The organism is Paraburkholderia sp. MM5384-R2 (assembly GCF_014201025.1).
GTDB classification, from domain to species: Bacteria; Pseudomonadota; Gammaproteobacteria; order Burkholderiales; family Burkholderiaceae; genus Paraburkholderia; species Paraburkholderia tuberum.
The window spans coordinates 14,808-37,439 of record NZ_JACHDI010000013.1 but is presented as its reverse complement, the minus strand read 5'-3'; the positions used below and the strand labels follow the sequence as shown (position 1 = coordinate 37,439).

18 protein-coding genes are annotated in these 22,632 nt (G+C 64.6%); 8 read left to right on the top strand and 10 right to left on the bottom strand.

Features of this window, described 5'->3' with window-relative positions:
* The first annotated feature begins 294 nt into the window (after positions 1-294).
* The 4 genes from ggt to HDG37_RS20630 all read left to right on the top strand — a co-directional run bounded on the left by ggt (position 295) and on the right by HDG37_RS20630 (position 5,353).
* Positions 295-1,935: a gamma-glutamyltransferase gene (gene ggt / locus HDG37_RS20645; protein WP_184050851.1), complete on the top strand. Its 1,641-nt coding sequence runs from the start codon at positions 295-297 to the stop codon at positions 1,933-1,935.
* 185 nt (positions 1,936-2,120) lie between these two features.
* Positions 2,121-3,491 (top strand): MFS transporter, encoded by a 1,371-nt coding sequence (locus HDG37_RS20640; protein ID WP_184050849.1) that lies wholly within the window; start codon positions 2,121-2,123, stop codon positions 3,489-3,491.
* Between the two features lie 362 nt (positions 3,492-3,853).
* Entirely contained in the window at positions 3,854-4,681 is an 828-nt protein-coding gene (locus HDG37_RS20635; protein ID WP_184050847.1) for a ferritin-like domain-containing protein, read from the top strand.
* A gap of 138 nt (positions 4,682-4,819) precedes the next feature.
* Positions 4,820-5,353, top strand: coding sequence for a hypothetical protein (locus tag HDG37_RS20630; RefSeq protein WP_184050845.1), 534 nt, complete (start codon positions 4,820-4,822; stop codon positions 5,351-5,353).
* Between the two features lie 59 nt (positions 5,354-5,412).
* On the opposite strand, the gene HDG37_RS20625 is transcribed toward HDG37_RS20630, so the two are convergent.
* From HDG37_RS20625 to HDG37_RS20610, 4 genes are all read right to left on the bottom strand, one after another.
* Positions 5,413-6,981 carry a DEAD/DEAH box helicase gene (locus tag HDG37_RS20625; protein WP_184050844.1) on the bottom strand — a complete coding sequence of 523 codons (1,569 nt, stop codon included), beginning with the start codon at positions 6,979-6,981 and terminating at the stop codon, positions 5,413-5,415.
* A gap of 225 nt (positions 6,982-7,206) precedes the next feature.
* The gene (gene trhA, locus HDG37_RS20620) at positions 7,207-7,827 is read right to left on the bottom strand and encodes a PAQR family membrane homeostasis protein TrhA (RefSeq protein ID WP_035471054.1); all 621 of its coding nucleotides are present in this window, start codon (positions 7,825-7,827) and stop codon (positions 7,207-7,209) included.
* Positions 7,828-7,959: 132 nt separating this feature from the next.
* Entirely contained in the window at positions 7,960-9,261 is a 1,302-nt protein-coding gene (locus HDG37_RS20615; protein WP_184050842.1) for a cytochrome c, read from the bottom strand.
* 21 nt (positions 9,262-9,282) lie between these two features.
* The gene (locus tag HDG37_RS20610; protein ID WP_184050840.1) at positions 9,283-10,014 is read right to left on the bottom strand and encodes a c-type cytochrome; all 732 of its coding nucleotides are present in this window, start codon (positions 10,012-10,014) and stop codon (positions 9,283-9,285) included.
* 394 nt (positions 10,015-10,408) lie between these two features.
* Between HDG37_RS20610 and copC the strand changes: the two genes are divergently transcribed.
* Both copC and HDG37_RS20600 read left to right on the top strand, forming a co-directional pair.
* On the top strand, positions 10,409-10,786 hold the full coding sequence (gene copC / locus HDG37_RS20605) for a copper homeostasis periplasmic binding protein CopC (RefSeq protein WP_184050838.1): 378 nt from the start codon (positions 10,409-10,411) through the stop codon (positions 10,784-10,786).
* Positions 10,783-11,712: a CopD family protein gene (locus HDG37_RS20600; RefSeq protein ID WP_184050836.1), complete on the top strand. Its 930-nt coding sequence runs from the start codon at positions 10,783-10,785 to the stop codon at positions 11,710-11,712. Before copC ends, HDG37_RS20600 begins: the two co-directional genes overlap by 4 nt.
* Before the next feature lie 135 nt (positions 11,713-11,847).
* Here HDG37_RS20600 and HDG37_RS20595 read toward each other — a convergent pair whose 3' ends face one another.
* Both HDG37_RS20595 and dgoD read right to left on the bottom strand, forming a co-directional pair.
* Positions 11,848-12,150 carry a hypothetical protein gene (locus HDG37_RS20595; RefSeq protein ID WP_184050834.1) on the bottom strand — a complete coding sequence of 101 codons (303 nt, stop codon included), beginning with the start codon at positions 12,148-12,150 and terminating at the stop codon, positions 11,848-11,850.
* Between the two features lie 246 nt (positions 12,151-12,396).
* A complete protein-coding gene (dgoD, locus tag HDG37_RS20590; protein ID WP_184050832.1) occupies positions 12,397-13,545 on the bottom strand; it encodes a galactonate dehydratase in 1,149 nt (382 codons plus the stop codon).
* Positions 13,546-13,727: 182 nt separating this feature from the next.
* On the opposite strand from dgoD, the gene HDG37_RS20585 reads away from it, so the two are divergent.
* Positions 13,728-14,441, top strand: a complete 714-nt coding sequence (locus HDG37_RS20585) for a FadR/GntR family transcriptional regulator (protein ID WP_184022974.1) — start codon at positions 13,728-13,730, stop codon at positions 14,439-14,441.
* 23 nt (positions 14,442-14,464) lie between these two features.
* Here the strand turns inward: HDG37_RS20585 and HDG37_RS20580 are convergent, their stop codons facing one another.
* A complete protein-coding gene (locus HDG37_RS20580; RefSeq protein ID WP_184058616.1) occupies positions 14,465-15,952 on the bottom strand; it encodes a DHA2 family efflux MFS transporter permease subunit in 1,488 nt (495 codons plus the stop codon).
* A gap of 187 nt (positions 15,953-16,139) precedes the next feature.
* On the opposite strand from HDG37_RS20580, the gene HDG37_RS20575 reads away from it, so the two are divergent.
* Positions 16,140-16,583, top strand: a complete 444-nt coding sequence (locus tag HDG37_RS20575) for a MarR family winged helix-turn-helix transcriptional regulator (RefSeq protein WP_184050828.1) — start codon at positions 16,140-16,142, stop codon at positions 16,581-16,583.
* A 76-nt stretch (positions 16,584-16,659) separates the two neighbouring features.
* Here HDG37_RS20575 and HDG37_RS20570 read toward each other — a convergent pair whose 3' ends face one another.
* From HDG37_RS20570 to uca, 3 genes are all read right to left on the bottom strand, one after another.
* On the bottom strand, positions 16,660-16,998 hold the full coding sequence (locus HDG37_RS20570; RefSeq protein WP_184051082.1) for a hypothetical protein: 339 nt from the start codon (positions 16,996-16,998) through the stop codon (positions 16,660-16,662).
* Between the two features lie 114 nt (positions 16,999-17,112).
* Complete coding sequence (atzF, locus tag HDG37_RS20565; protein ID WP_184050826.1) at positions 17,113-18,945, bottom strand: allophanate hydrolase; 1,833 nt, start codon at positions 18,943-18,945, stop codon at positions 17,113-17,115.
* 17 nt (positions 18,946-18,962) lie between these two features.
* On the bottom strand, positions 18,963-22,562 hold the full coding sequence (gene uca / locus HDG37_RS20560; RefSeq protein WP_184050824.1) for an urea carboxylase: 3,600 nt from the start codon (positions 22,560-22,562) through the stop codon (positions 18,963-18,965).
* Between the last annotated feature and the right edge of the window lie 70 nt (positions 22,563-22,632).

Genomic DNA, 22,632 nt, shown 5'->3' with positions numbered 1-22,632 from the left:
CGGCGTGGTCCGTCGTGATCATCGAGCGGCTGGCAGAAAGCCCGCCGTCGACGAACACGATTGCGGCTATTGTAAAACCATCGCGCCCCTTGTCCGCCAACTCGCCGCGAATGCTCCGAACCTGCTCGAACCTTCATTCAGGTGCAATACGCATTTATTCATTTGATAAATGAATTTGTTTTTTGGCGCCCTTCGCGATGCAATCCTGGGTTCCGCGATTTACCTGCTTTACAACCTTTCCCATGATGTCCGGCGACTTTTTCGTGCCGGCCCGCGCTTTCGAGAGTGTTCGACATGACTGGCTTCAGCAACTGGCAAAACCCTTATCCGACGCAACGTCTGCCCGTATTCGCACGCAATATCGTTTCGACCTCGCATCCGCTCGCGGCGCAGGCCGGGCTGCGCATGTTGTGGAAGGGCGGCAATGCCGTCGACGCGGCCATCGCGGCCGCCGCAGCGATCACGGTGGTCGAGCCGGTGTCGTGCGGCCTGGGCGGCGACGCGTTCGCGCTCGTGTGGGACGGCAAGAAGCTGCATGGTCTGAACGCGTCGGGCGTGTCGCCGGCTGCGTGGAACGTCGATTACTTCAAGCGCAAATACGGCGAGGAAAACGGCTTCGCGAAACAGCCGAAGCGGGGCTGGGACGCCGTCACGGTGCCGGGCGTGATCGCCGGTTGGGAAGCGCTGCACCAGAAGTTCGGCAAGCTGCCGTTCGCCGAGCTGATGGAGCCGGCTATCGAGATCGCCGAGCGCGGTCACGCGGTGGCGAGCATCGTCGCCTACAAATGGGCGGCCGCGGTGCCGGAACTGAAGGATCAGCCGGGCTTCGCGCAGACCTTCATGCCGCGCGGACGCGCGCCTGAGGTCAGCGAGCTGGTGCGCTTGCCCGGTCACGCGAAGACGCTGCGCCTGATCGCCGAGCAGGGTCCGCGCGCGTACTACGAAGGCGAGATCGCCGAGCGGATCGCCGCGTTCGCGCGCGAAGGCGGCGCCGCGCTGAGCGCCGACGATCTCCGCAACTACCGCGCGGACTGGGTCGAGCCGATCGGCAAGGACTATCGCGGCTACACCGTGCATGAGATTCCGCCGAACGGCCAGGGCATCGCGGCGCTGGTTGCGCTCGGCATCCTCGAGAAGTTCGACGTGAAGTCGCTGAAGGTCGATAGCGTCGAGTCGCAGCATCTGCAGATCGAAGCGATGAAGCTCGCGTTTGCCGACCTGTATCGCTATGTGGCCGATCCGCGGTCGATGGAAGTCACGCCCGAGCAGATGCTCGACGACGCGTACCTGAGCTCGCGCGCGAAGCTGATCGATCCGAAGCGGGCGACGCACTTCGACTTCGGCATGCCGAAGGCGGGCGGCACCATCTACATGTCGGCCGCGGACGAGAGCGGCATGATGGTCAGCTTCATCCAGTCGAACTACATGGGCTTCGGCTCGGGTGTGGTGGTGCCGGACAGCGGCATCGCGCTGCAGAACCGCGGCTGCGGCTTCTCGATGGATCCGAAGTCGCCGAACGTCGTCGAGGGCGGCAAGCGGCCGTTCCACACGATCATCCCGGCGTTCCTCACGCAGCAGGTGAACGGCCAGCAGCAAGCGGTGATGAGCTTCGGCGTGATGGGCGGCGACATGCAGCCGCAAGGCCATCTGCAAACGGTGGTGCGCATGCTCGACTACGCTCAGCAGCCGCAGGCCGCGTGCGACGCGCCGCGCTGGAAGGTCAACCGCGACTTCACGGTCGATATCGAGTCGACGCTCGATCCGAAGACCACCGAGGGCCTGCAGAAGCTCGGCCACACGATCAAGTCGGTCGACGATCCGTACATGGACTTCGGCTCCGGCCAGTTCATCTGGCAACTCGATCGCAACGAGCCGGAGCGCGGCTACGTGGCGGCCAGCGACAGCCGCCGCGACGGTCTTGCCGCCGGCTTCTAGGCCACGACGAGGCAACGCCCGGGGCCGAGGTCCGCACCGGGACTCAGGTCCGACGCCCGGGTAACACATAACGAACGCGCGGCATGGCGTATGCCGCGCTATTGCGCGCCCGCCAGCCGCCTCGCTGACCCAGGCGGTGCCGCACCTACCACAGCTATCACGCAGCAGACAGGCAGGAGACCATCATGAACACCCCCGCGTCGTACTCGACGACCGCTTTCCCCCACGCCGCGCCGCTTTCGAAAGCGATGGTGCGGCGGATCGTTTTCTCGTCGTCGATCGGTAACGCGCTCGAGTGGTTCGACTTCCTGGTCTACGGCTACTTCGCGACGATCATCGCGAAACAGTTCTTCCCGATGCAGGACGAGTGGCTGTCGACGCTGCTCGCGATCGCCACTTTCGGCCTCTCGTTCCTGATGCGCCCGCTCGGCGCGATCGTGCTCGGCGTGTACGGCGACCGCAAGGGCCGCAAGGCGGCGCTCACGCTCGCGATCGCGCTGATGATGGTCGGTACTTTCACGATGGCCGTGATGCCGCCGTTTTCGACGATCGGTCTTGCGGCGCCGCTGCTGGTGCTGCTGGCGCGGCTCGTGCAGGGCTTCGCGGTCGGCGGCGAGTTCGGCAGCGCGACCGCGTTCATGGTCGAGCACAGCGCGACCCGGCGCGGCTACTACGCGAGCTGGCAGTTCGCGAGCCAGGGTCTCGCGGCGATCACCGCGGCGGCCTTCGGTTCGCTGCTGACCGCGTGGCTGCCGGCCGAGCATCTGAACAGCTGGGGCTGGCGTGTGCCGTTCGTGTTCGGTCTGCTGGTCGGGCCGGTCGGCTACTACATCCGCTCGCATCTCGACGAGACGCCCGAATTCCTCGCATTGCGTGAAGAACGCGCGGCTCGCGAGGCGGCCGGCGAGCACAAGGTCGTCAGCGGAACGAAGGACGCGTCGTTCTCGAATCAGTGGGTCAACCTGCTGCTCGCGATCGGCATGGTTGCGCAGTCGACGGTCGGCGTGTACGTGCTGCAGCTCTACATGCCGCTTTACGCGGTCAAGCAGCTGCATATGGCGGCGGCCGCGTCGTTCGGCGTGGTCGTGCTGAACGGCGGCATGCAGTTCATCTTCTCGCCGATCATGGGCGCGCTGTCCGATCGCATCGGCCGAATTCGCATCATGCTGAGCACGTCGATCCTGATGGGCCTGCTGATCTATCCGATGTTCGCATGGCTGCAGACACATCCGACGATTGGCTGGCTGCTCGTGCTGCAAGGCGTCGCCGGTATTTTCAAGGCCTCGTACTCGGGGCCGATGCCCGCGCTGATGTCGGAGATCTTCCCGACCGAGGTGCGCTCGACTGGCCTTTCAATCGGTTACAGCATCGGTGTGACGATCTTCGGCGGTTTCGCGCCGACCATCGTCGAAACCTTCATTCATTTGACCGGCGACAAACTCGCGCCAAGTTATTACGTCCTGCTCGCGACGGTGCTTTCGGGCGTATCGCTGATCATCGTCGCGCTGCGCATGCGTCGCGTGCGTCCCATCCCGGGCGACGTCCAACCTGCCTGAGGAAGAGGGGCCCGCCCAAGGGGGCCGCCCAAGGGGGCCCGCCTAGGGCGCCCGCCCGTGTCCCCAACCCCGACGGGTCTGATGTCTGTCCGAAAAGCCAGCCTTTTGGGCTGGCTTTTTTTGCCTTGCGCACATGTTTTAACACGTTGGAAGATTTCGACTATCTTGAAATCGGAACTGCGTCGATGCGGCATGGTCTGTGCTGTGTGATCTGCATGGTCGGATATCTCCGGCTAAGATGCAGAGTACAAGGGCCCAACTCTAATTCACGGCGTTGTATCCGACACGCAGAAACATCACGGCGAGCGCGGTGGCAGTTGCGAAGAACTCCACGGGTCGGTACAGCATGGGAGCAAGACACGATGCACACAGAGCTGAACCATGTCATGCCCTGGCGGATCGAAGACATCGATCTGACGCGCATTGACCGTCAGAAGGCCGCGGCCAACGAGGACCTGCTGCTGTTGTTGTGCGCGGCTTCGTTCATCGAAAGCGGCACCGATCTCTACACCAGCAATCTGAGTACGTTTTTCAACGACGACCCCGAGGTCTCGGCCTGGCTCAACCACGAGTGGGAGCCCGAGGAAATGCAGCACGGCCGGGCGCTGAAGACCTATATCGCGTATGTATGGCCCGAGTTTGACTGGGACACCGCGTTCCGCAATTTCATGGGCGAGTATTCGCTCACGTGCTCGATCGAGGATTTCGAAAAGACCCGCGCGCTGGAGATGGTCGCGCGTTGCGTAGTCGAAACGGGTACCGCGACGCTGTATCGCGCGATCAACGAGTGCTCGGACGAAGCGGTCCTCAAGCAGATCACCGACAACATCCGCACCGACGAGGTCCGTCACTACAAGCACTTTTTCAGGTACTTCAAGAAGTACAACCGGATCGAGGGCAACGGTAGGCTCGCGGTGCTCGGCGCGTTGATGCGTCGCGTGATGGAAATCAAGAACGAAGATTCGGAGATCGCGTTGCGGCACGTGTTCGCGATTCGCTATCCGGAGCGCGTGCACGACTCCGCGTATAACCGCGAGCGCGCGGCGCGCATCAACAAGCTGGTGCGCCGTAATCTGTCCGCCGACATGTGCGTGAAGATGCTGCTCAAGCCGCTCGATCTGCCGGCGCGCATTCAGCCGGGCGTGCATTATCCGCTCGCGAAGATCACGCAGCACGTATTCTTTCGCTGAGCAATCGAACGTTGCGCGAGACCTCGGCTGAATGCAGCTGCAACGACCTGACGAAGCGAACCGGAGCCCGCTCATGCGGGCTTTGGTTTTTCCGAGGCATGATGGAGCTTTACCGACTACTTCGACTGGATCGATGGCATGAGCGCTTCCTCCTCCGCATCTACGTCCGCGCGTCCGCTCGAACAGATCGTGTTCGACGAATGGCCGGCCAACGTGCGCGCGTTGTTCGACGGTTCGTCGCTTGCGGACAAGCTGGGCTTCACCGCGTCGCTACTGAGCGTCGACGCGAACGGCCACGTGCGCACATCTCTGCTGAGCGTCGGCGAACTCTATGCGCCCGACTCGCGCACGCTGTGCATCGCGCTATGGCCGCAGGCGCGCGCGACGCGCGCGATCGCGCAAAACGGGCGCGCGGCGCTGAGCTTCGTCTGCGATGCGGCGTTCTATCAGGTGCAGTTGCGTGTCGCGCCGCTGCCCGGTGTTGCTGGCGACGACAGCGGCCTCGTCTATCTGCTCGGCTCGATCGACACAGCGGAAGCGCAAAGCGTCCGTTATGCGCGCCTCACGGGCGGCATCACGTTCGAATTGCAAGGAGAGGGGAGTGTGGTGTTCGAGCGATGGGAACGGCAGGTCGAGCATTTGAAGCAGGCTGCCGCCGCGAGCAGCCGTTAGTCTTCGAGCAGGGAAGCGCTAACGGCTGATGCGCGGGCAGCCTTTAGGCCGCGCGACGCTTAACGGCCACGGGCGCCGTTGCGCGACGGTTGCGCACCACGCGGCGCATCGTTGCGCTTCGCGCCGCCGCCGAGCAACGCGCCCGGATTGCCGTTGTGCGAACGATTGCCCTGCGGTTTGCGCGGCGCATGGTGCGCGGGAGCGCCATCATGCGCGGCGGTACGCGGCCGATCGTCGTGACGCTGCGTATCGCGACGCGGCTGATTGCCATTGCCGGCCGGCTTCGCACCTTGTGGCCGCGGCGTGGGCTGAGCGTTCGACGCACGCTGACCCGTGCCTTGTCCCGAACGCTGACCGGAGCCTTGAGCCGGCTTGGCCGGTGCGCCACCACCAGCACCGCCGTCACGACGCACCGCACCTTGTCCCTGGCGCGGCGAGCGCCCCCCGCCGCCCTGCCCGCGTCGCAGGATCGGCTCCGGCTTCGCGGTCGGGTCCGGCTCGAAACCGGCGATCACTTCCTGCGGGACCGGACGCTTGATCAGCTTCTCGATGTCCTTCAGCAACTGCAGTTCATCGACGCACACGAGCGACACCGCCTCGCCGGTCGCACCCGCGCGACCCGTGCGGCCGATGCGGTGCACGTAGTCTTCCGGCACGTTCGGCAGATCGAAGTTGACCACGTGCGGCAACTGATCGATATCGATGCCGCGTGCGGCGATGTCGGTCGCCACCAGCACCTGCAGCGTACCGTCCTTGAACTCGGCGAGCGCGCGCGTGCGTGCCGACTGGCTCTTGTTGCCGTGAATCGCGAGCGCGCTGATGCCGTCCTTCGTCAGCTGCTCGGCGAGGCGATTCGCGCCGTGCTTGGTGCGCGTGAACACGAGCACCTGGAACCAGCTGTGCTGACGGATCAGATGCGTGAGCAACTCGCGCTTGCGGTCGCGATCGACCGGGTGAATCTTCTGCGCGACCGTTTCGGCCGTCGTGTTGCGGCGCGCGACTTCGATCAGCGCCGGCGAGTCGAGCAGGCTATCGGCGAGTGTCTTGATCTCGTCGGAGAAGGTCGCCGAGAACAGCAGGTTCTGGCGCTTCGGCGGCAGCTTCGCGAGCACGCGCTTGATGTCGTGGATGAAGCCCATGTCGAGCATGCGGTCCGCTTCGTCGAGCACGAGGATCTCGAGATGCGACAGGTCGATGGTCTTCTGCTGCATGTGATCGAGCAGACGGCCCGGCGTCGCGACGACGATATCGATACCGCGCCTGAGCGCATCGATCTGCGGATTGATGCCGACGCCGCCGAACATCACGGTCGACTTCAGCTTCAGATACTTGCCGTAGGCGCGCACACTTTCTTCGACCTGCGCGGCGAGTTCGCGCGTCGGCGTGAGGATCAGCGCGCGCACCACGCGCTTGCCGCCGGCGGCCGGCGGCATCGAATTCAGGCGCTGCAGGATCGGCAGCGTGAAGCCGGCGGTCTTGCCGGTGCCGGTTTGCGCGCCGGCGAGCAGATCGCCGCCGTTGAGCACGGCCGGGATCGCCTGAGTCTGGATCGGAGTCGGGCTGGTGTAGCCGAGTTCATTGACAGCGCGGACCAGCGGTTCGGACAAGCCGAGGGAATCAAAAGACATAAAAGCTCTTTGCAATGCAGTGTCGCGAACGGCCCCGCTGGGCCCAAAGGGCCCCAACGCGGAAAAACCAGCGCGGCATCGACACGCCCGCATGGCGTGTTCGAGGCCGCGGCCCGGTTCCGTTCACGGAGAAATCGGCGGCACGCTCACAGATGTGCCGAATGTTTCAACGCGCTATGCAGACACGTCGACTGGCCTTAAGTTGCAATTCGTCGCCGTGGAATGTCACGCGACATAGCGCGCGACACTGACGAATTGACACAGACTGCCCGCCAGGACGAACAGGTGCCAGATACCATGTCCGTGGCGGATGCGCTCGTCGTTGATGAAGAAATAGATGCCGACGCTATAGATGACGCCGCCGGCCACGAGCCACGCGGTCCCCGCGGCCGGCAACGCCTGCACCAGCGGGTGGACGGCTACGAGCGCGAGCCATCCCATCAATACATACAGCACCATCGACACGCTGCGGGTGCGTCGCCCGAGCGTGAGTTCCTGCACGATGCCGAGGGCAGCGAGCCCCCAGCTCACGCCGAATAACGACCAGCCCCACGGTCCACGCAACGTGACGAGCGTGAACGGCGTGTAGCTGCCGGCGATCAGCAGGTAGATCGCCGAATGATCGCATTTCTGCAGAATCGCCTTCAGACGCGGATGGCTGACGCTGTGATACAGCGTCGAGATCGCGTACAGCACGAACAGCATCGCACCATATACGGCGAAGCTGACGACCTTGTACGCGTCGCCGGCGAGCGCGCCCATCGTGACGAGCGCCGCCAGCCCCACCACCGACAGCACGGCGCCGACGAGATGGGTGATGCTGTTCAAACGCTCACCGAAGGGCACAACTCTTTCCTCCTGCACGGTCCCGCGAGGGCGACCACCAACACAAACAGGCCCACATGATACCGGTCCTGAAAAAACGAAGGGCGCGGCCGCGAATTTCGCAGGCCGCGCCCGGGGTGCGTCGAACCCTGCTTAGTCGAGCGGCGCCGAACGCAGATCGGCCACCTGCTGCGGCGACACGGCCGTGCCGTGGTTGCCCCAGGACATACGGATGTACGTCACGACCGCTGCCACTTCCTGATTCGACAGAGCCTGCGCGAACGGCGGCATGCCATACGGATGCGGGTTCCCTTCCGTGCTCGGCGGATAACCACCGTTCAGCACCATGCGGATCGGGTTGACCGCCGACGGCATCTGGATCGACTGGTTGTTCGCGAGCGGCGGGAACGCCGGCGGCCGGCCGAGACCGTTAGCCTCGTGGCACTTCGCGCAGTTGTCAGCGTAGATCTTCTGACCTTGCTTCAGCAGTTCGCCGCCGAATTTTTCCGAGGTTTCGAGCTGCAGCGGTTCCGGTGCTTCGCTCTTCTGCGGAATCGTCTTCAGGTACGTCGCCATCGCGTTGATGTCTTCGGCCGACAGATACTGCAGGCTGTTGTGAACCACTTCGGCCATCGGACCGAACACCGCGCCGCGGCTCGACACGCCGGTCTTGAGCAGGTCGGCGATGTCCTTGAGGTCCCAGTCGCCGAGGCCGGCTTCGCGGTTCGACGTCAGCGACGGCGCATACCAGTTCTGCAGCGGAATCAGGCCGCCCGCGAACGCGGCCGAGTTGACCGGGGCGCCCATCGCATTGATCGACGTGTGGCACATGCCGCAGTGACCAAGGCCTTCGACCAGATACGCACCGCGGTTCCATTCGACCGACTTGGTCGGATCCGGCTTGAACTCGCCTTCACGGAAGAACAGCGTGCGCCAGCCGATCAGCATGTTGCGCTGGTTGAACGGGAATTTCAGTTCGTGCGGACGGCTCGGTACGTTGACCGGCGTGACCGAGCGCAGATATGCGTAGATCGCGTCGGAGTCGGCGCGCGTGACCTTCGTGTAGCTCGTGAACGGGAAGCCCGGATAAAGCAGGCTGCCATCTTTCGAGCGGCCGGTGTGCATCGCGCGATAGAAGTCGTCCTGGGTCCACTTGCCGATGCCGTACTGGTCGTCCGGCGTGATGTTCGGCGTGAACATCGTGCCGAACGGTGTGGCCATCGGCAGGCCGCCCGCGAACGGCTGGCCGCCGCGCACCGTGTGGCAGGCGATACAGTCGCCGGCGCGGGCGAGGTACTCGCCCTTCTTGATCAGGTCGGCCTGGTCCGCGGGCGTTGCCGCCACGGCTGCGCCGCTGCTATGCAGATTGTCGCCGCCCGACCAGAGGACGGGAACGAGTGCGGCAGCCGCGACCACGACGACTGCCGAGAGGGCGAACAAAGACTTGTGTTTCATTTGAATGTCTCTCCCGGCGCCTTATTGCGGTTCGCTGCCGCAGGCAAGCGGAGTCTTCAAGGAGCGGGCCGGAGCCGGCACGGGGTTTTGCGGAGCCTTCTGCGTGGAAAGCCAGGCCGCGACGGCGTTCACGTCTTCGTCGCTGAGGCGCGTGGCGATGGTGTGCATGCAGTCCGGCGCGATCGCGCGACGCGTGCCCGAGCGCCATGAACCGAGCTGTGCGCTGATGTAGTCGGCGTGCAGGCCGACGAGACCCGGGATCGCCGGTTCCATACCGGTCAGCGCCTTGCCGTGGCAGGCCGCGCAAGCGGGCACCTGCTTGTTCGCATCACCGTGCAGCACGATCTGCTCACCGCGCGCGAGCGTGGCGGCCGAGGCCGTCGGCTTGGCCGGCGTCGGATACGGCGGGCGTTGTTGCGAGAAGAAGGTGGCGATCTGATGCAGGTAGTCGTCGGAGAGATACGTGACGAGGTAGTTCATCGGCGGGTACCTGCGGCGCCCTTCACGGAAGTTCTGCAACTGATTGAACAGATATCCCGCCGGCTTGCCCGCGAGGCGTGGGAAGTAGTCGTTGTCGGTACCTTGCCCATGCGAGCCGTGGCAGGCCGTGCAGCCTTGCACGCGCGCTTCCATCGTGTCGGGGGCCTTCGGTTGAGTCTGCGCTTTCGCTGCGCTATAGACACCCGCGGTGCCGATCAACAGAAGGGCGAGCAACGGGCGGAAGAGGCGTCTTGAAGACACGCGTAACTCCATCAGAATCGGGGACCTGACCGAACTTCGGGCGGCTCGGTGTGAAGGACAGCCGTCGCTGCGGCGACGCAGCATTCTATCATCGAAGGGTAATCGTGACTATTTGCCGCATTAGCGACGGTTCCAGGTGTGACCGCCATGCGACAGTGTGTCGCGTTATGCCGGTTTCGGACTTTGGTTGCGTCACGGCTCGTGGCCGACGTCTTTGCCTCAAAAATAATCACGGCGTCGCCGCCGCAAACGTGATGCCGCGTGACGCATTCGATCAAGCCAGGTTGAACCGATCCCCGCGCGCGCCATCGAAGCGTACACTTCCGGGCTCGCCGGCCGTCGTGCAGACGATGCGCCTCGCCGGCCCGCCTATGTTCCGTTCGTTCTCATCCGCTATCGGCCTTACATGAAGCTATTCGATTTCTCCTCGTCGACGCTGCAAGCGTTGATGTCCGGCGCGGTGGCGCTGGCCATGTCGTCCACCGCGTTCGCGCATGCGCATCTGATCTCGAGCGTGCCGGCCGCGAACGCCGACGTCGTCGCGCCTGCCGACCTGACGATCCATTTCACCGAGCCGCTCGAGCCCGCATTCAGCAAGATCACACTCGCCGATGCAAGCGGCAAGCCCGCGACGCCGGGCGCGTCGACGGTCGATAGCGCGGACGCCCGCGTGATGCACCTGGCGCTGCCTCAGTTGACGAGCGGCCGCTATGCGGTGCACTGGATCGCGGTGGCCACCGACGGCCATCGTACCCATGGCGACTTCGCGTTCAACGTCAAATGAACTTCGACGGACTGTGGATCGGGCAGGTCGCAATGGCCACGCTCATGAATCTCTCGTTCGGCTTCGCCGTCGGCTCGGCGCTACTCGGCGCATGGCTCGCGAGGGACGGGCTCCAGGGCACTTCACCGGCGCGTCCCGGCTGGATGCGCGCGCAACGCTCGATGCTCGCGGCCACCATCGTGCTGGTGCTCGCGGATTTCGGCTGGCTCCTGTATCAGGCGGCGTCGATGAGCGGTGTCGGGTTGTCCGCGGCGTTCGGCGTGGTGCCGACGGTGCTGACGCAAACGCATGTCGGCTATGGCTGGAGCGTCGCGTTCGGCGGCGCGCTGGTGCTGCTCGGCACCGCGCTGAGCCATGGCACGGGCATGCTGCGCAATACGCTGCTGTGGCTCGCGGTGCTCGCGATCGCGGCGGGTAAGGCGTCGCTCGGTCATGCGGCCGATGCCGGCGTGGTGTCGGCCGCGATCGGCATGCAGACGCTGCACGTGCTCGCAACGAGCGTATGGGGCGGACTCGCGATGGCCGCCGGCCTGGCGGTGCTGCCGGCGCTCGGGGCATCCACCGCGCGGGGCATGCTGATCCGCACGGCGATCCAGGTGTCGAACGTGTCGATCGTCGCGGTCGCGTTGGTGTTGCTGTCGGGCGTCTTCAATGCGGTGCGCGACTCGGGCAGTTCGTTCGAAGCGATTCAGGCGAGCACGTGGGGTCATGTGCTGACGTTGAAGCTCGTGCTGGTCGCGCTCGCGCTGGTGCTCGGCGCGCTGAACCGCACATCGGCGCTGCCACGCCTGCGTCGCACCGCATCGACGATGGATGCGCACACCTTCGTCAACGTGATGTATCTTGAAGCGCTCGTGATGATCGGCGTGTTCGTCGTCGCGGCCGCGTTGTCACACACCGTGCCGGCGTTCGCTGCGCTCGGTTGAACCCGCGGTGCGGCATAGGCGATTGACCAATCGGCGATGGATGCGCGACGGCCGCGCGCGTCCATCGTGCGTCAGTTCTACGACAGCACCCGCGGATGCGCGCCGCGTAAAAAAGCGCCGCACTGCGAAGCCCGCTTACTCGAAGCCGAGGCGATGACCGAGAATCGGCGCGCAGAACAACGCGATCGCGCAGCCCGCGGCCTTGCCTTCGAGTTCGGCGCCGGCCGCGTGCGAGCCGACCATCTGCGTGAGCAGATCGAAGACCTGCGGCAGGCAGTACAGCACCGCCGCGGCGATAAAGCATTTCCCGACTACCGAGATGTTCCATCCGCGCTCGTGCGCGAGCATCGCGCCGATGATGCGCAGCACGCCGAACGCAACCAGCGCGCCGACCGCCGCCTGTTCGCGGATCAGATAGTCAGGAAGGAATTCGCCCATGGTGCTCCTCGCTGCATGCGTTGTTGGCATGCATTTCAGCAAGGAGCAGGCCATACGTATGTCCGATACCGAACAAACGTCGCGAAAGCCAGGCGGGATACGGCTCGGCGGGGAGTGATGCAGGTCGGGGCGGCAGCGCTCGAACGCCGGTTCGAGCCGGCTGGTCCGGGAGTTACGTTACTGCGACGGCCCGCGCGTCACGTGGCCCGCCGGCGGCGTTCCGCCTGCTTCGCTCAGGTGTTCAGATCACCATTCGGCGACGCTGCCGTCCGCGTGACGCCACACCGGATTGCGCCAGCGGTGACCGACCTTCGCCATCTCGCGCACTTTCTCTTCGTTGACCTCGATGCCGAGTCCGGGGCCCTGCGGAATCGACACGAAGCCGTCTTCGTACTTGAAGACTTGCGGATTCTTGATGTAGTCGAGCAGGTCATTGCCCTGGTTGTAGTGGATGCCGAGGCTCTGTTCCTGGATGAACGCGTTATAGCTGACCGCGTCGATCTGCAGACAGGTTGCGAGCGCGATCGGGCCGAGCGGGCAATGCAGCGCGAGCGCGACGTCGTAGGCTTCCGCCATCGCGGCGATCTTGCGGCACTCGGTGATGCCGCCCGCGTGCGACGCGTCCGGCTGGATGATGTCGACGTAGCCGCCCGACAGGATGTGCTTGAAGTCCCAGCGCGAATAGAGACGCTCGCCGAGCGCGATCGGCGTGTTGGTCTGATTGACGATGTCGCGCAGCGCCTCGGCGTTTTCCGATAGCACCGGCTCTTCGATGAACAGCAGCTTGTACGGGTCGAGTTCCTTGGCGAGCACCTTCGCCATCGGCTTATGCACGCGGCCGTGGAAGTCCACGCCGATGCCGATGTTCGGCCCGACCGCCTCGCGCACCGCCGCGACGTTGTTGATCACGCCTTGCACCTTGTCGAAGGTGTCGATGATCTGCAGCTCTTCCGAGCCGTTCATCTTGACGGCCTTGAAGCCGCGCTCGACCACCGCGCGTGCGTTGTTCGCGACATCGCTCGGACGGTCGCCGCCGATCCACGAGTACACCTTGATTTTGTCGCGCACCTGGCCGCCGAGCAGCGCATGCACCGGTACGCCGTGATGCTTGCCCTTGATGTCCCACAGCGCCTGATCGACGCCGGCGATCGCGCTCATCGTGATCGGGCCGCCGCGATAGAAGCCCGCGCGGTACATCACCTGCCAGTGATCCTCGATCATCAGCGGGTCCTTGCCGATCAGATAATCGGACAGTTCCTCGACGGCCGCGGCGACCGTATGCGCGCGGCCTTCCACCACCGGCTCGCCCCAACCGACGATGCCCTCGTCGGTCTCGATCTTGAGGAAGCACCAGCGCGGCGGGACGATGAAGGTTTCGAGCTTGGTGATTTTCATGGTGTGTGTCTCCGGTGTCGATCGAAGCTGGCGCTTTGGCGCTTGCTCCGAACCCATGCAAAGCAGGTCTGCGGGCATGCAAAATTTCGGGGAATTCCATGCTACAACAAAACTGCACTAAAATACTATTAATAGTATTATTTGCCACATAGTGGCGAGATCTGGCAGACTTACCGCGCGCGTTGCGCGACGGGATCATCAACCGCGAGGAGAAAACCATTACGCACGATCTGCACGGGCGAGTCGCCCAACTGCTGGCGACCGCGATTCTGCGCGGCGACTATGCGCCGGAGTCGATCCTGCCTCGCGAAGCCGAGTTAATGGAGATGTTCGGCGTGAGCCGCACGGTGCTGCGCGAGGCGCTGCGCACGTTGACGTCGAAAGGGCTGATCGAATCGCGGCCGCGCGTGGGTACGCGCGTGCGGGTCAAGTCCGCGTGGAATCTACTCGATGCCGATCTGCTCGACTGGTATTCACGCGTCGCCGAGCCGATGGCGTTCGCGCTCAAGCTGCAGGAAATGCGCGAGATGATCGAGCCTTATGCCGCCGGGCTCGCGGCCGCCGCGCACACCGACGACACGTTGGGTGCGCTTGCGGCCGCGCATACCGCGATGGTGGCGGCGCGCAACGTCGACGAATGGGTGCGCGCGGATCTGCAGTTCCACCTGTGCGTGCTCACCGCGTGCAGCAACGAGCTGCTGATCCCGCTTGGCGCGCTGATCGAGCGCACGCTCGAGGCACAATTGCGGCTCAATGCGAAACGCGCCGATGTGTTCAACGCGTCGCTCGCCGAGCACACGGCGGTGTTCGACGCGATCCGCGCCCGCGATGCCGCCGCGGCGTACGCGGCGATGGCGTCATTGCTCGGCGTGACGCGCGGACGAATCGAAGGCTGAGGCGGACGTCGGCGCATTCGGTCTCAATCCATCGCCGCATGCGCGATCGACGCATCCGGTGCCTTGTGCGACGGCCGGATCAGCAGCAACAGCGGGATGACCAGCAGCGTCGCCACGAACATCAGCTTGAAGTCGTTCAGATACGCGACCATCGCCGCCTGCTGCGTGATCGACGCGTTCAGCGCCGCGATGTCATAGTTCGAGCCGCTGTTGAGCATCGACTGGAGCGCCGGATTGAACGCGGTGACGTTCGCAGCGAGGTCCGCGTGCGAGATCTGCGTGTTGCGCGTCATCAGCGTCTGCACGATCGAAATGCCGATGCTGCTGCCGATGTTGCGCATCAGGCTATAAGTCGCGGTGCCGTCCGCGCGCAGCTCCGGCGACAGCGTCGAGAACGTCAGCGTGGACAGCGGCACGAACACGAGGCCGAGTCCGAAGCCCTGGATCACGCCGGGCCACACGATGTCCGATGCCGATAGCACGATCGTGTACTGCATCATCTGCCACAGTGCGAACGCCGAAATCAGGAAGCCGCAGAGCAGCAGCAGCCGCGCGTCGACGCGCTTGAGCAGCCGGCCGGCGATCAGCATCGCGACCATCGTGCCGGCGCCGCTCGGTGCGGTGACGAGGCCCGTGGTCGCGACCGGATAGCCCATCAGGTTTTGCAGCATCGGCGGCAGCAGCGCACGCGTCGCGTACATCACCGCGCCGATCACGAAGATGAACAACGTGCCGGTCGCGAAGTTCGGGTCCTTCAATAACTTGTACTTGAAAAACGAGCGCTCGCCGATCGTCGCCGTGTGCACGAGAAAGAACGCGAAGCTGATTGCCGCGACGAGCGCCTCGATCACGATCTCGGTCGACGAAAACCAGTCGAGCTGCTCGCCGCGATCGAGCATCGCCTGCAACGCGCCGATCGCGAGGCCGAGCGTGATGAAGCCGAAGGCGTCGAACTTCACGTCGTGTTTCGGCTCGCGCGTCGGCAGGAAGCTCGCGACGCCGAACAGCGCGATCGCGCCGATCGGCACGTTGATGAAGAACACCCAGCGCCAGTTGTAGCTATCGGTGAGCCAGCCGCCGAGCGTCGGGCCGAGGATCGGCCCGACCATCACGCCCATGCCCCACACGGCCATCGCCTGGCCCTGCTTTTCACGCGGGTTGATGTCGAGCAGGATCGACTGCGACAGCGGCACCAGCGACGCGCCGAAGATCCCTTGCAACAGACGCGACACGACGATCTGCGACAGCGTCTCGGAGAGTCCGCACAACGCGGAAGACACGGTGAAGCCGCCGATCGCGATCAGCAGCAGCCGCTTCACGCTGAGGCGATCCGCCAGCCAGCCGGTGAGCGGCGTGGCGATCGCGGCGGCGACGATATAGGAGGTCAGCACCCACGTGATCTCGTCCTGCGACGCGGACAGCGTGCCTTGCATATGCGGCAGCGCCACGTTGGCGATCGTGCTGTCGAGGGTCTGGATCAGCGTCGCAAGCATGATCGAGATCGTGATCATCGGCCGGTTGAGCAGCTCAGTGGTGCTCGCCGACGTGGAGGCGGAAGACATGGACGGTGGGGAGGGTCGATATAGTAAGCATGCTTAGTATATCGACGATACGGGTTGGCGCTATCGGGAGTTGTGCTGAGGATAGAACGCACACGCAGTCGCGCTGTACGCCGAAGTGCTTCCGTATAATCCGCGCATGAAAACCCAATTCGAAGAGCGCTTCGGCTTTCTGATCTACGACGTCGGCCGGCTGGCGGGCAAGCGGTTCGACGATCTCGCGAGGTCGTCGGTCGATCTGACGCGCGCGCAGTGTCGCGTGCTGGCCTATCTCGGCCACTACGGCGACATCAATCAGGCCCGGCTGGCGGATCTGCTCGAGGTCGCGCCGATCTCGGCGGGCCGGCTGCTCGACCGGATGGAGGAGGGCGGCTGGATCGAGCGGACCGCGAATCCGCAGGATCGCCGCGAGCGCCAGGTGCGCATGACGCCGAAGGCTGAGCGCACGCTCGGCAAGGCGCGCAAGGTCGGCGACGAGGTCGCGCTCGAAGCGCTCAATGGTTTCAGCGATGAAGAAGCGGCGCAGTTGATCGCGCTGCTGCAGCGGGTGCGCGGCAATCTGAGCCGGCTGGTGGATCGCTGAAGCGTCGCGGTGTTGGCGCGACGCCGAAGTCTTTCGCGCGAGCCGGGGTTACGTTGAGCTCGCGCTTCAAATCACGTTATCTGGATTCCGACGCCGGCGTGGCGCCGCTCGGCGGTACCAGCTCGTAACAGCCCGGCGCCACCGAGGTTTTTGCTTTTGCATCCGGCTGCTGCGGATCGATGCATTTGAACGCGCTCTGATCGCGCTGCACGAAGATCGTGTCGGCGGGACCGTTGTTGACCACGGCGACGATCCTGTAGCCGTCCTGCAGCAGCGTCGCGAGCAGGGTGGAACTGGCGCGCCATTGACTGTCGGCGGTGCTCGGCGTTTGAGCTTGTGCCATGAGGGCGGCGGTCGTGCCGGCGAGCATGAGCGCAGTGGTGGTTGCGGCGAGCGCGACGGTGCGGAGCGTCATTAAGGAACCTCTCGAAGTGGCGACGGAATTGCGGAAGGAAGCCGGAGGTGCCAACCAAACCCGCGGCGCTTCACTGCCCATACCCTGCGACGCCGCTGCTCATCGTTCGTTCCATCAGAAACTCGCGCAACGCTCGTTGGCAAGCCATGCTCGCCATCCGCCAAACTCCGAGATATCGGTTCCCGACTGCACGCCATACGGCTCGCAGAGGAAACCGGTAACCCACGAACCGTCGACGAGTTCGACCTTCCCCAGAACCAGCGGAGACGGAACGGTCGAAATAAACGAGCCGAACTCCGCGCTGGGCATTTCCCACACTTCGACAGCAATTTTTGCGCCGCCATCGGTGACGCGCCACAGGCCTGGACGCCTCGTACCGTCCGCCGACGCAGGCAGCGCCGACAACCGGTATTGCGCGGCAGTCTGAGTGGCCTGCAAGAGCCGCCCGCGTCGGGCAAGCAGATCGCGGTTGAGGGGCAAACCTTGCATGTGTGCGCCGCAGACCGCGATCCGCATGCGATCGTGGCTCGCCGCGCATCGTTCGCCGTGCGGCTCCGGCTCGACGGTCAGACCTCCGACGCAGTGCACGCCGCTCTTTCGTTGCAGCAGGTCGGCCACACCCAACAGATACTGGTCGGTGAACGCGCGGCCAAAGACGGTCACGCCCCAGGGCAGACCATTCTTCATGAAACCGGTCGGCGTAGCGACGGCGGCATAGTCCAGCAGATTCATGAAGTTCGTGTAATAGCCGAGCAGGGAGTTCGGACCAATGGGGTCGCGCTCCAGTTCGTCGAGCGTCACGGCACGCGGATACGACGGCGTCAGAACGAAATCGAGTGAATCGATCGACGCATCGCAGAGGGCCTTCAATTCCTGCAAGCGGTACTGCGCGCGAAACAGTTCGACCGCGCTCGCGCCGGGTGCCTTCGCCAACACGTCGCGAATGACGGGCAAAACCGCAGCGGGTTTCTCCGTCATCAACTCGCCCGCCACGCTGTAACGCTCGGCCACCCACGGCCCCTGATAGAGCAGATTGGCGGTTTCGACAAACGGCGTGAAGTCGATTTCGACAGCTTCACCACCGGCTTCTTCGAGCAACGCGCGCACCTTCGCGAACAGCCCGGGGCTTTCGGAACAGCCGGCGAATTCCAGTTGCGCCGGCACGCCGAACTTGAACGCCGTGGGCTTGCCAAACGCGCGTGCCGTATTCCATTGCGGATTCGCGCGGCTGTATGCATCGCGAGGATCGGGGCGCGCGCTCAACGCAAGCAACTCGCTCGCTTCTTCCGCCGTCGCCGTGAAGAACGTCACGCAATCGAGCGTGCGGCACGCGGGCACCACACCCGCGGTGGACAGCAGGCCTTTAGTCGGCTTGAGACCGACGAGATTGTTCAGCGCGGCAGGCACGCGACCGGAACCGGCCGTGTCGGTTCCGAGCGCGAAACTGGCGACGCCGAGCGCGACCGCGAGTGACGATCCCGCGCTCGAGCCGCCCGACGGATAGTCGGGATGCACGCTATTGCGACACTTGCCATACGGCGAGCGGGTGCCGTTCAGACCGGTCGCAAACTGGTCGAGATTGGCTTTGCCGAGCGGCACCGCGCCGAGCGCGATCAATTGCGCAACGACGCTCGCCGATCGCGACGGCGTGTACGCAAACGCGGGGCACGCGGCGGTCGTCTGAATGCCGGCGAGATCGATGTTGTCCTTGATCACGAACGGAACGCCATAGAGCGGCAGGCTTTCGACGTCCTGCGTGTCGAGCCAGTCGAGGTAGGGCGCGACTTCATCTTCGGTCAGAAGATGGATGAACAGATTGAACGACGGATTGAGCGCCGCAGCTTTTTCGAGCAGTTCAGCGACGAGCCCGCGCGGAGTGAGCGTTCCTGCACGGTATGCGGAACGAAGCGTTGGGAGGCGAAGATCGAATGACGAGAATGAAGACATGGTTTGCGTCCAGATAATTAGTGACGTTCGACGACGGCGACGCGTTGCCCCGCGCGCACGGGCGAACCCGGAGCCACGTAGATCTCGCCGACCGTTCCGGCGCACGGCGCACACACCGGGATTTCCATCTTCATCGACTCGATGATGAGCAGCACGTCGCCCGCGTCGACCGCGTCGCCGGTTTTCACCTTGACTTGCCAGAGGCTGCCGGCGATCTCGCTGTCCACGGCGACTTCGCCGTCGTGAAGCGGAGCTGACTGAGTGTCTTCGGTGAGCGGCGTCTCGAACGTGACTTCCGAGGTGCCCGCTTCACGCCACCGCTCGCGCTCGGCCTGGAAGGCCGCCTGCTGTCTTGAACGGAACTGCTCGATGCTGGCGGATTCGCTGGCGAGAAACGCCTGATAGTCCAGCAACGAAAGCTCGGACTCTTCAATCCGCAACGGAAAACGCCCAAGCGGAAAGTCCGCGCGGATGCGCAACAGTTCGTCGGCCGATACTTCGTAGAAGCGAATCTGGTCGAAGAAGCGCAGCAAATAATGCTGTCCGGCGAAATCCGCGACTTCGCGGTAGCGATTCCACATCTGCAACGTGCGGCCGACGAATTGATAGCCGCCAGGCCCTTCCATGCCATACACGCACAGATACGCGCCGCCGATGCCGACCGAGTTCTCCGCGGTCCACGTACGGGCCGGGTTGTATTTCGTCGTGACCAGCCGGTGACGAGGGTCGAGCGGTGTCGCGACGGGTGCGCCGAGGTACACGTCGCCGAGGCCCATCACCAGATAGCTCGCATCGAAGACGATTTGCCTGACCGCGTCGATGGAGTCGAGGTCGTTGATGCGGCGAATGAATTCGAGGTTGCTCGGGCACCACGGCGCGTTCTTGCGCACGGTGGTCATATATTTTTCGATCGCGAGCTGGCACGCGGGGTCGTCCCATGACAGCGGCAGATGAACGACCCGCGACGGCACGCGCAGGTCCTTCTGCAACAAGACCTCGTCCCACGCCCGCGCGACGATGTCGAGCAAATTGACGAGCGGCAGATCCTCGGGCCGGTAGTGGATCTGCAGCGAACGGATGCCCGGCGTGAGATCGATGACGCCAGTCAGATGCTGCGCTTCGAGGGACTGCATCAGCGCATGTCCGCGAAACCGTGCCACGAGGTCGAGCTCCGCTGGACCGATCTCGAGCAGCAGATGTGTGTCGCCGGATACACGCGCGACGAGTCTGTCGCGGTCCGTCCCGGTATCGAGCACGATCGGCGACGTCAGCGATGCTCTTCTTTCGCTCGGCGCACCCGGTGCAATCTCGAGGCTCTCCAGTTCCCGACGACGCTCACGCGCAGCCTCACGCGCTTCTTCGACTTCGACGGGCGCGAAGCGGATCTTGTCGCCTGCTTTCAGCTGGCCGATCTGCCAGAGGTCCGCCTCGATGATCGTCACCGGACAGACGAAGCCGCCGAGACTCGGGCCGTCGGGTCCGAGAATCACGGGCATGTCGCCGGTGAAGTCGACGGCGCCGACCGCGTACGGATTATCGTGAATGTTCGACGGATGCAGTCCAGCTTCGCCGCCGTCCTCGCGCGCCCACTCGGGTTTCGGTCCGATCAGGCGCACGCCGGTACGGCTGGAGTTGAAGTGAACCTCCCACTCGGTGTCGAGCAACTGCGCGATATAGCGGGCGCTGAAGTATTCAGGTGCGCCGTGCGGGCCATAGATCACGCGAACGGTGCGCACGCCGTCGAGCGTCGGCGCGTCGACGAGCGCCGCGCCGGCCTGCGCATCGCCGAGCGGATAAAGATGCAGCACGTCGCCCGCGCGGATCGCGCGGCCGCCATGTCCGCCGAACTGGCCGAGCGTAAAGGTGCTGCGGCTGCCGAGATACAGTGCGACGTCGAAGCCGCCGCGCACGCACAGATAAGCGCGCGCGCCCGCGCCGCGTATCGTGCCGAGCGCGAGCGTCGAACCCGCCGGCACATGGAGGCTCGTGTTCAGCGGCTGAGCGACATCGTCGAGCAGCACCGGAATCTGCGCGCCGGTGATGGCGACCACGGCATCCGTGTTGAAGCGCAGCGTCGGCCCGCTCATCGTGACTTCGAGAGCGGCGGCGTCGGCCGCATTGCCGAGCAGGCGATTGCCGAGCCGCATCGCCCGGTCATCCATCGGCCCCGACGGCGGGATGCCGACTGCCCAGTAGCCCAGGCGGCCGGGATAGTCCTGCACCGTCGTCTGCGTGCCGCCGCTGACGACTTCGACCGTGCTGGCCCGATACCTGAGCCCTTCGAGACATCGAGTCCACGGTTCGCCCGACGCGAACGGCCGGTCGCGCAGAATCTGGCGCAGATAGTCGCGATTGGTCTCGACGCCGTAGAGTCGGGAGTTGCGCAGCGCATCGTCGAGCGCATCGCGCGCTTCATCGCGAGTCGGCGACCACGCGATCACTTTCGCGAGCATGGGGTCGAAGTAAGGCGGCACTTCGCAACCGGCCTCGATCCATGTATCGATGCGCAATGCGCGCCCGTCAGCGTGCGGGAACGCGACATCGGTCAAGAGGCCCGGACTCGGTTTGAAATCACGCCCCGGATCTTCCGCGTAGAGTCGCGCCTGGATCGCGTGCCCTCGCGGCGTTAGACTCGCCGCCAGCTCCTTCAGCGGCGCGAGCGTGCCGGCCGCCAGTTCGATCATCCAACGCACGAGGTCGACGCCCCACACCTGTTCGGTGACGCCGTGCTCGACCTGCAGACGCGTATTGACTTCGAGGAAGTAGAACTGTTCGGCGGCGCTGTCGTACACGAATTCGACGGTGCCGGCGGAGCGATAGTCGACGGCTTTCGCGAGCTTGACCGCTGCCTCGCAGAGCGCGGCCTGAATGCCGTCCGGCAGGCAGGGGGCGGGCGTTTCCTCGAGCACCTTCTGATTGCGCCGCTGCACCGAGCAGTCACGCACCCCAAGCGCGAGCGCCTCGCCTTTGCCATCGCCGAATACCTGCACTTCCAGATGCCGCGCCCGTTCGATGTATTTCTCCAGAAACACGCCGGCATCGCTGAAATTGTTTTCGCCGAGGCGCTTCACGGCATCGAAATGGGCGCCGAGTTCGTCGGCGTTCCAGCACACCCGCATGCCGATGCCGCCGCCGCCCGCGGTGCTCTTCAGCATCACCGGATAGCCGATGGCCTGTGCCGCCGCGAGCGCCGCCGGCAAGTCCGCGAGCAGCCCGGTGCCTTCGAGCATCGGCACCTCTTCGTTGGCCGCGATTTCGCGGGCCGTGTGCTTGAGGCCGAACGCGCGAAGCTGCGCGGGTGTCGGTCCGATGAAGGTGATGCCGGCCGCTTCGCAGGCTTCGCCGAACGCCGCCTTCTCCGATAAGAAGCCGTAGCCGGGATGGATCGCCTGCACGCCTTCGCGACGCGCAATCGCGAGGATCTTGTCCACGTCGAGATAAGTCAGCGCGGCCGGACCCTCGCCGAGCGCATGCGCGACAGGCGCTTCGCTGACGTGGCGGCTCGCCCGGTCGGCTTCCGCATAGATGGCGACGCCGGTGACGTCGAGTTCGCGCAACGTCCTGAGAATGCGGCACGCGATAGCGCCGCGATTGGCGATCAGAATCTTCTCGAACATGGAAGGTGTGTTGATTCGAAGGCGGGCCGTCCCGCCGTGGGAATGGCCGGCCGTGGTCGTCCACGGCCGA

Bases quoted from the DNA above. Each gene is read 5' to 3' on its own strand.
- HDG37_RS20600 (WP_184050836.1), top strand. From the start codon at position 10,783: ATGAACTTCGACGGACTGTGGATCGGGCAGGTCGCAATGGCCACGCTC.
- HDG37_RS20610 (WP_184050840.1), bottom strand. From the start codon at position 10,014: ATGGAGTTACGCGTGTCTTCAAGACGCCTCTTCCGCCCGTTGCTCGCC.
- HDG37_RS20615 (WP_184050842.1), bottom strand. From the start codon at position 9,261: ATGAAACACAAGTCTTTGTTCGCCCTCTCGGCAGTCGTCGTGGTCGCG.
- HDG37_RS20630 (WP_184050845.1), top strand. From the start codon at position 4,820: ATGAGCGCTTCCTCCTCCGCATCTACGTCCGCGCGTCCGCTCGAACAG.
- dgoD (WP_184050832.1), bottom strand. From the start codon at position 13,545: ATGAAAATCACCAAGCTCGAAACCTTCATCGTCCCGCCGCGCTGGTGC.
- HDG37_RS20580 (WP_184058616.1), bottom strand. From the start codon at position 15,952: ATGATCACGATCTCGATCATGCTTGCGACGCTGATCCAGACCCTCGAC.
- HDG37_RS20595 (WP_184050834.1), bottom strand. From the start codon at position 12,150: ATGGGCGAATTCCTTCCTGACTATCTGATCCGCGAACAGGCGGCGGTC.
- HDG37_RS20575 (WP_184050828.1), top strand. From the start codon at position 16,140: ATGAAAACCCAATTCGAAGAGCGCTTCGGCTTTCTGATCTACGACGTC.
- HDG37_RS20570 (WP_184051082.1), bottom strand. From the start codon at position 16,998: ATGACGCTCCGCACCGTCGCGCTCGCCGCAACCACCACTGCGCTCATG.
- HDG37_RS20635 (WP_184050847.1), top strand. From the start codon at position 3,854: ATGCACACAGAGCTGAACCATGTCATGCCCTGGCGGATCGAAGACATC.
- atzF (WP_184050826.1), bottom strand. From the start codon at position 18,945: ATGTCTTCATTCTCGTCATTCGATCTTCGCCTCCCAACGCTTCGTTCC.
- ggt (WP_184050851.1), top strand. From the start codon at position 295: ATGACTGGCTTCAGCAACTGGCAAAACCCTTATCCGACGCAACGTCTG.
- uca (WP_184050824.1), bottom strand. From the start codon at position 22,562: ATGTTCGAGAAGATTCTGATCGCCAATCGCGGCGCTATCGCGTGCCGC.
- HDG37_RS20640 (WP_184050849.1), top strand. From the start codon at position 2,121: ATGAACACCCCCGCGTCGTACTCGACGACCGCTTTCCCCCACGCCGCG.
- copC (WP_184050838.1), top strand. From the start codon at position 10,409: ATGAAGCTATTCGATTTCTCCTCGTCGACGCTGCAAGCGTTGATGTCC.
- HDG37_RS20625 (WP_184050844.1), bottom strand. From the start codon at position 6,981: ATGTCTTTTGATTCCCTCGGCTTGTCCGAACCGCTGGTCCGCGCTGTC.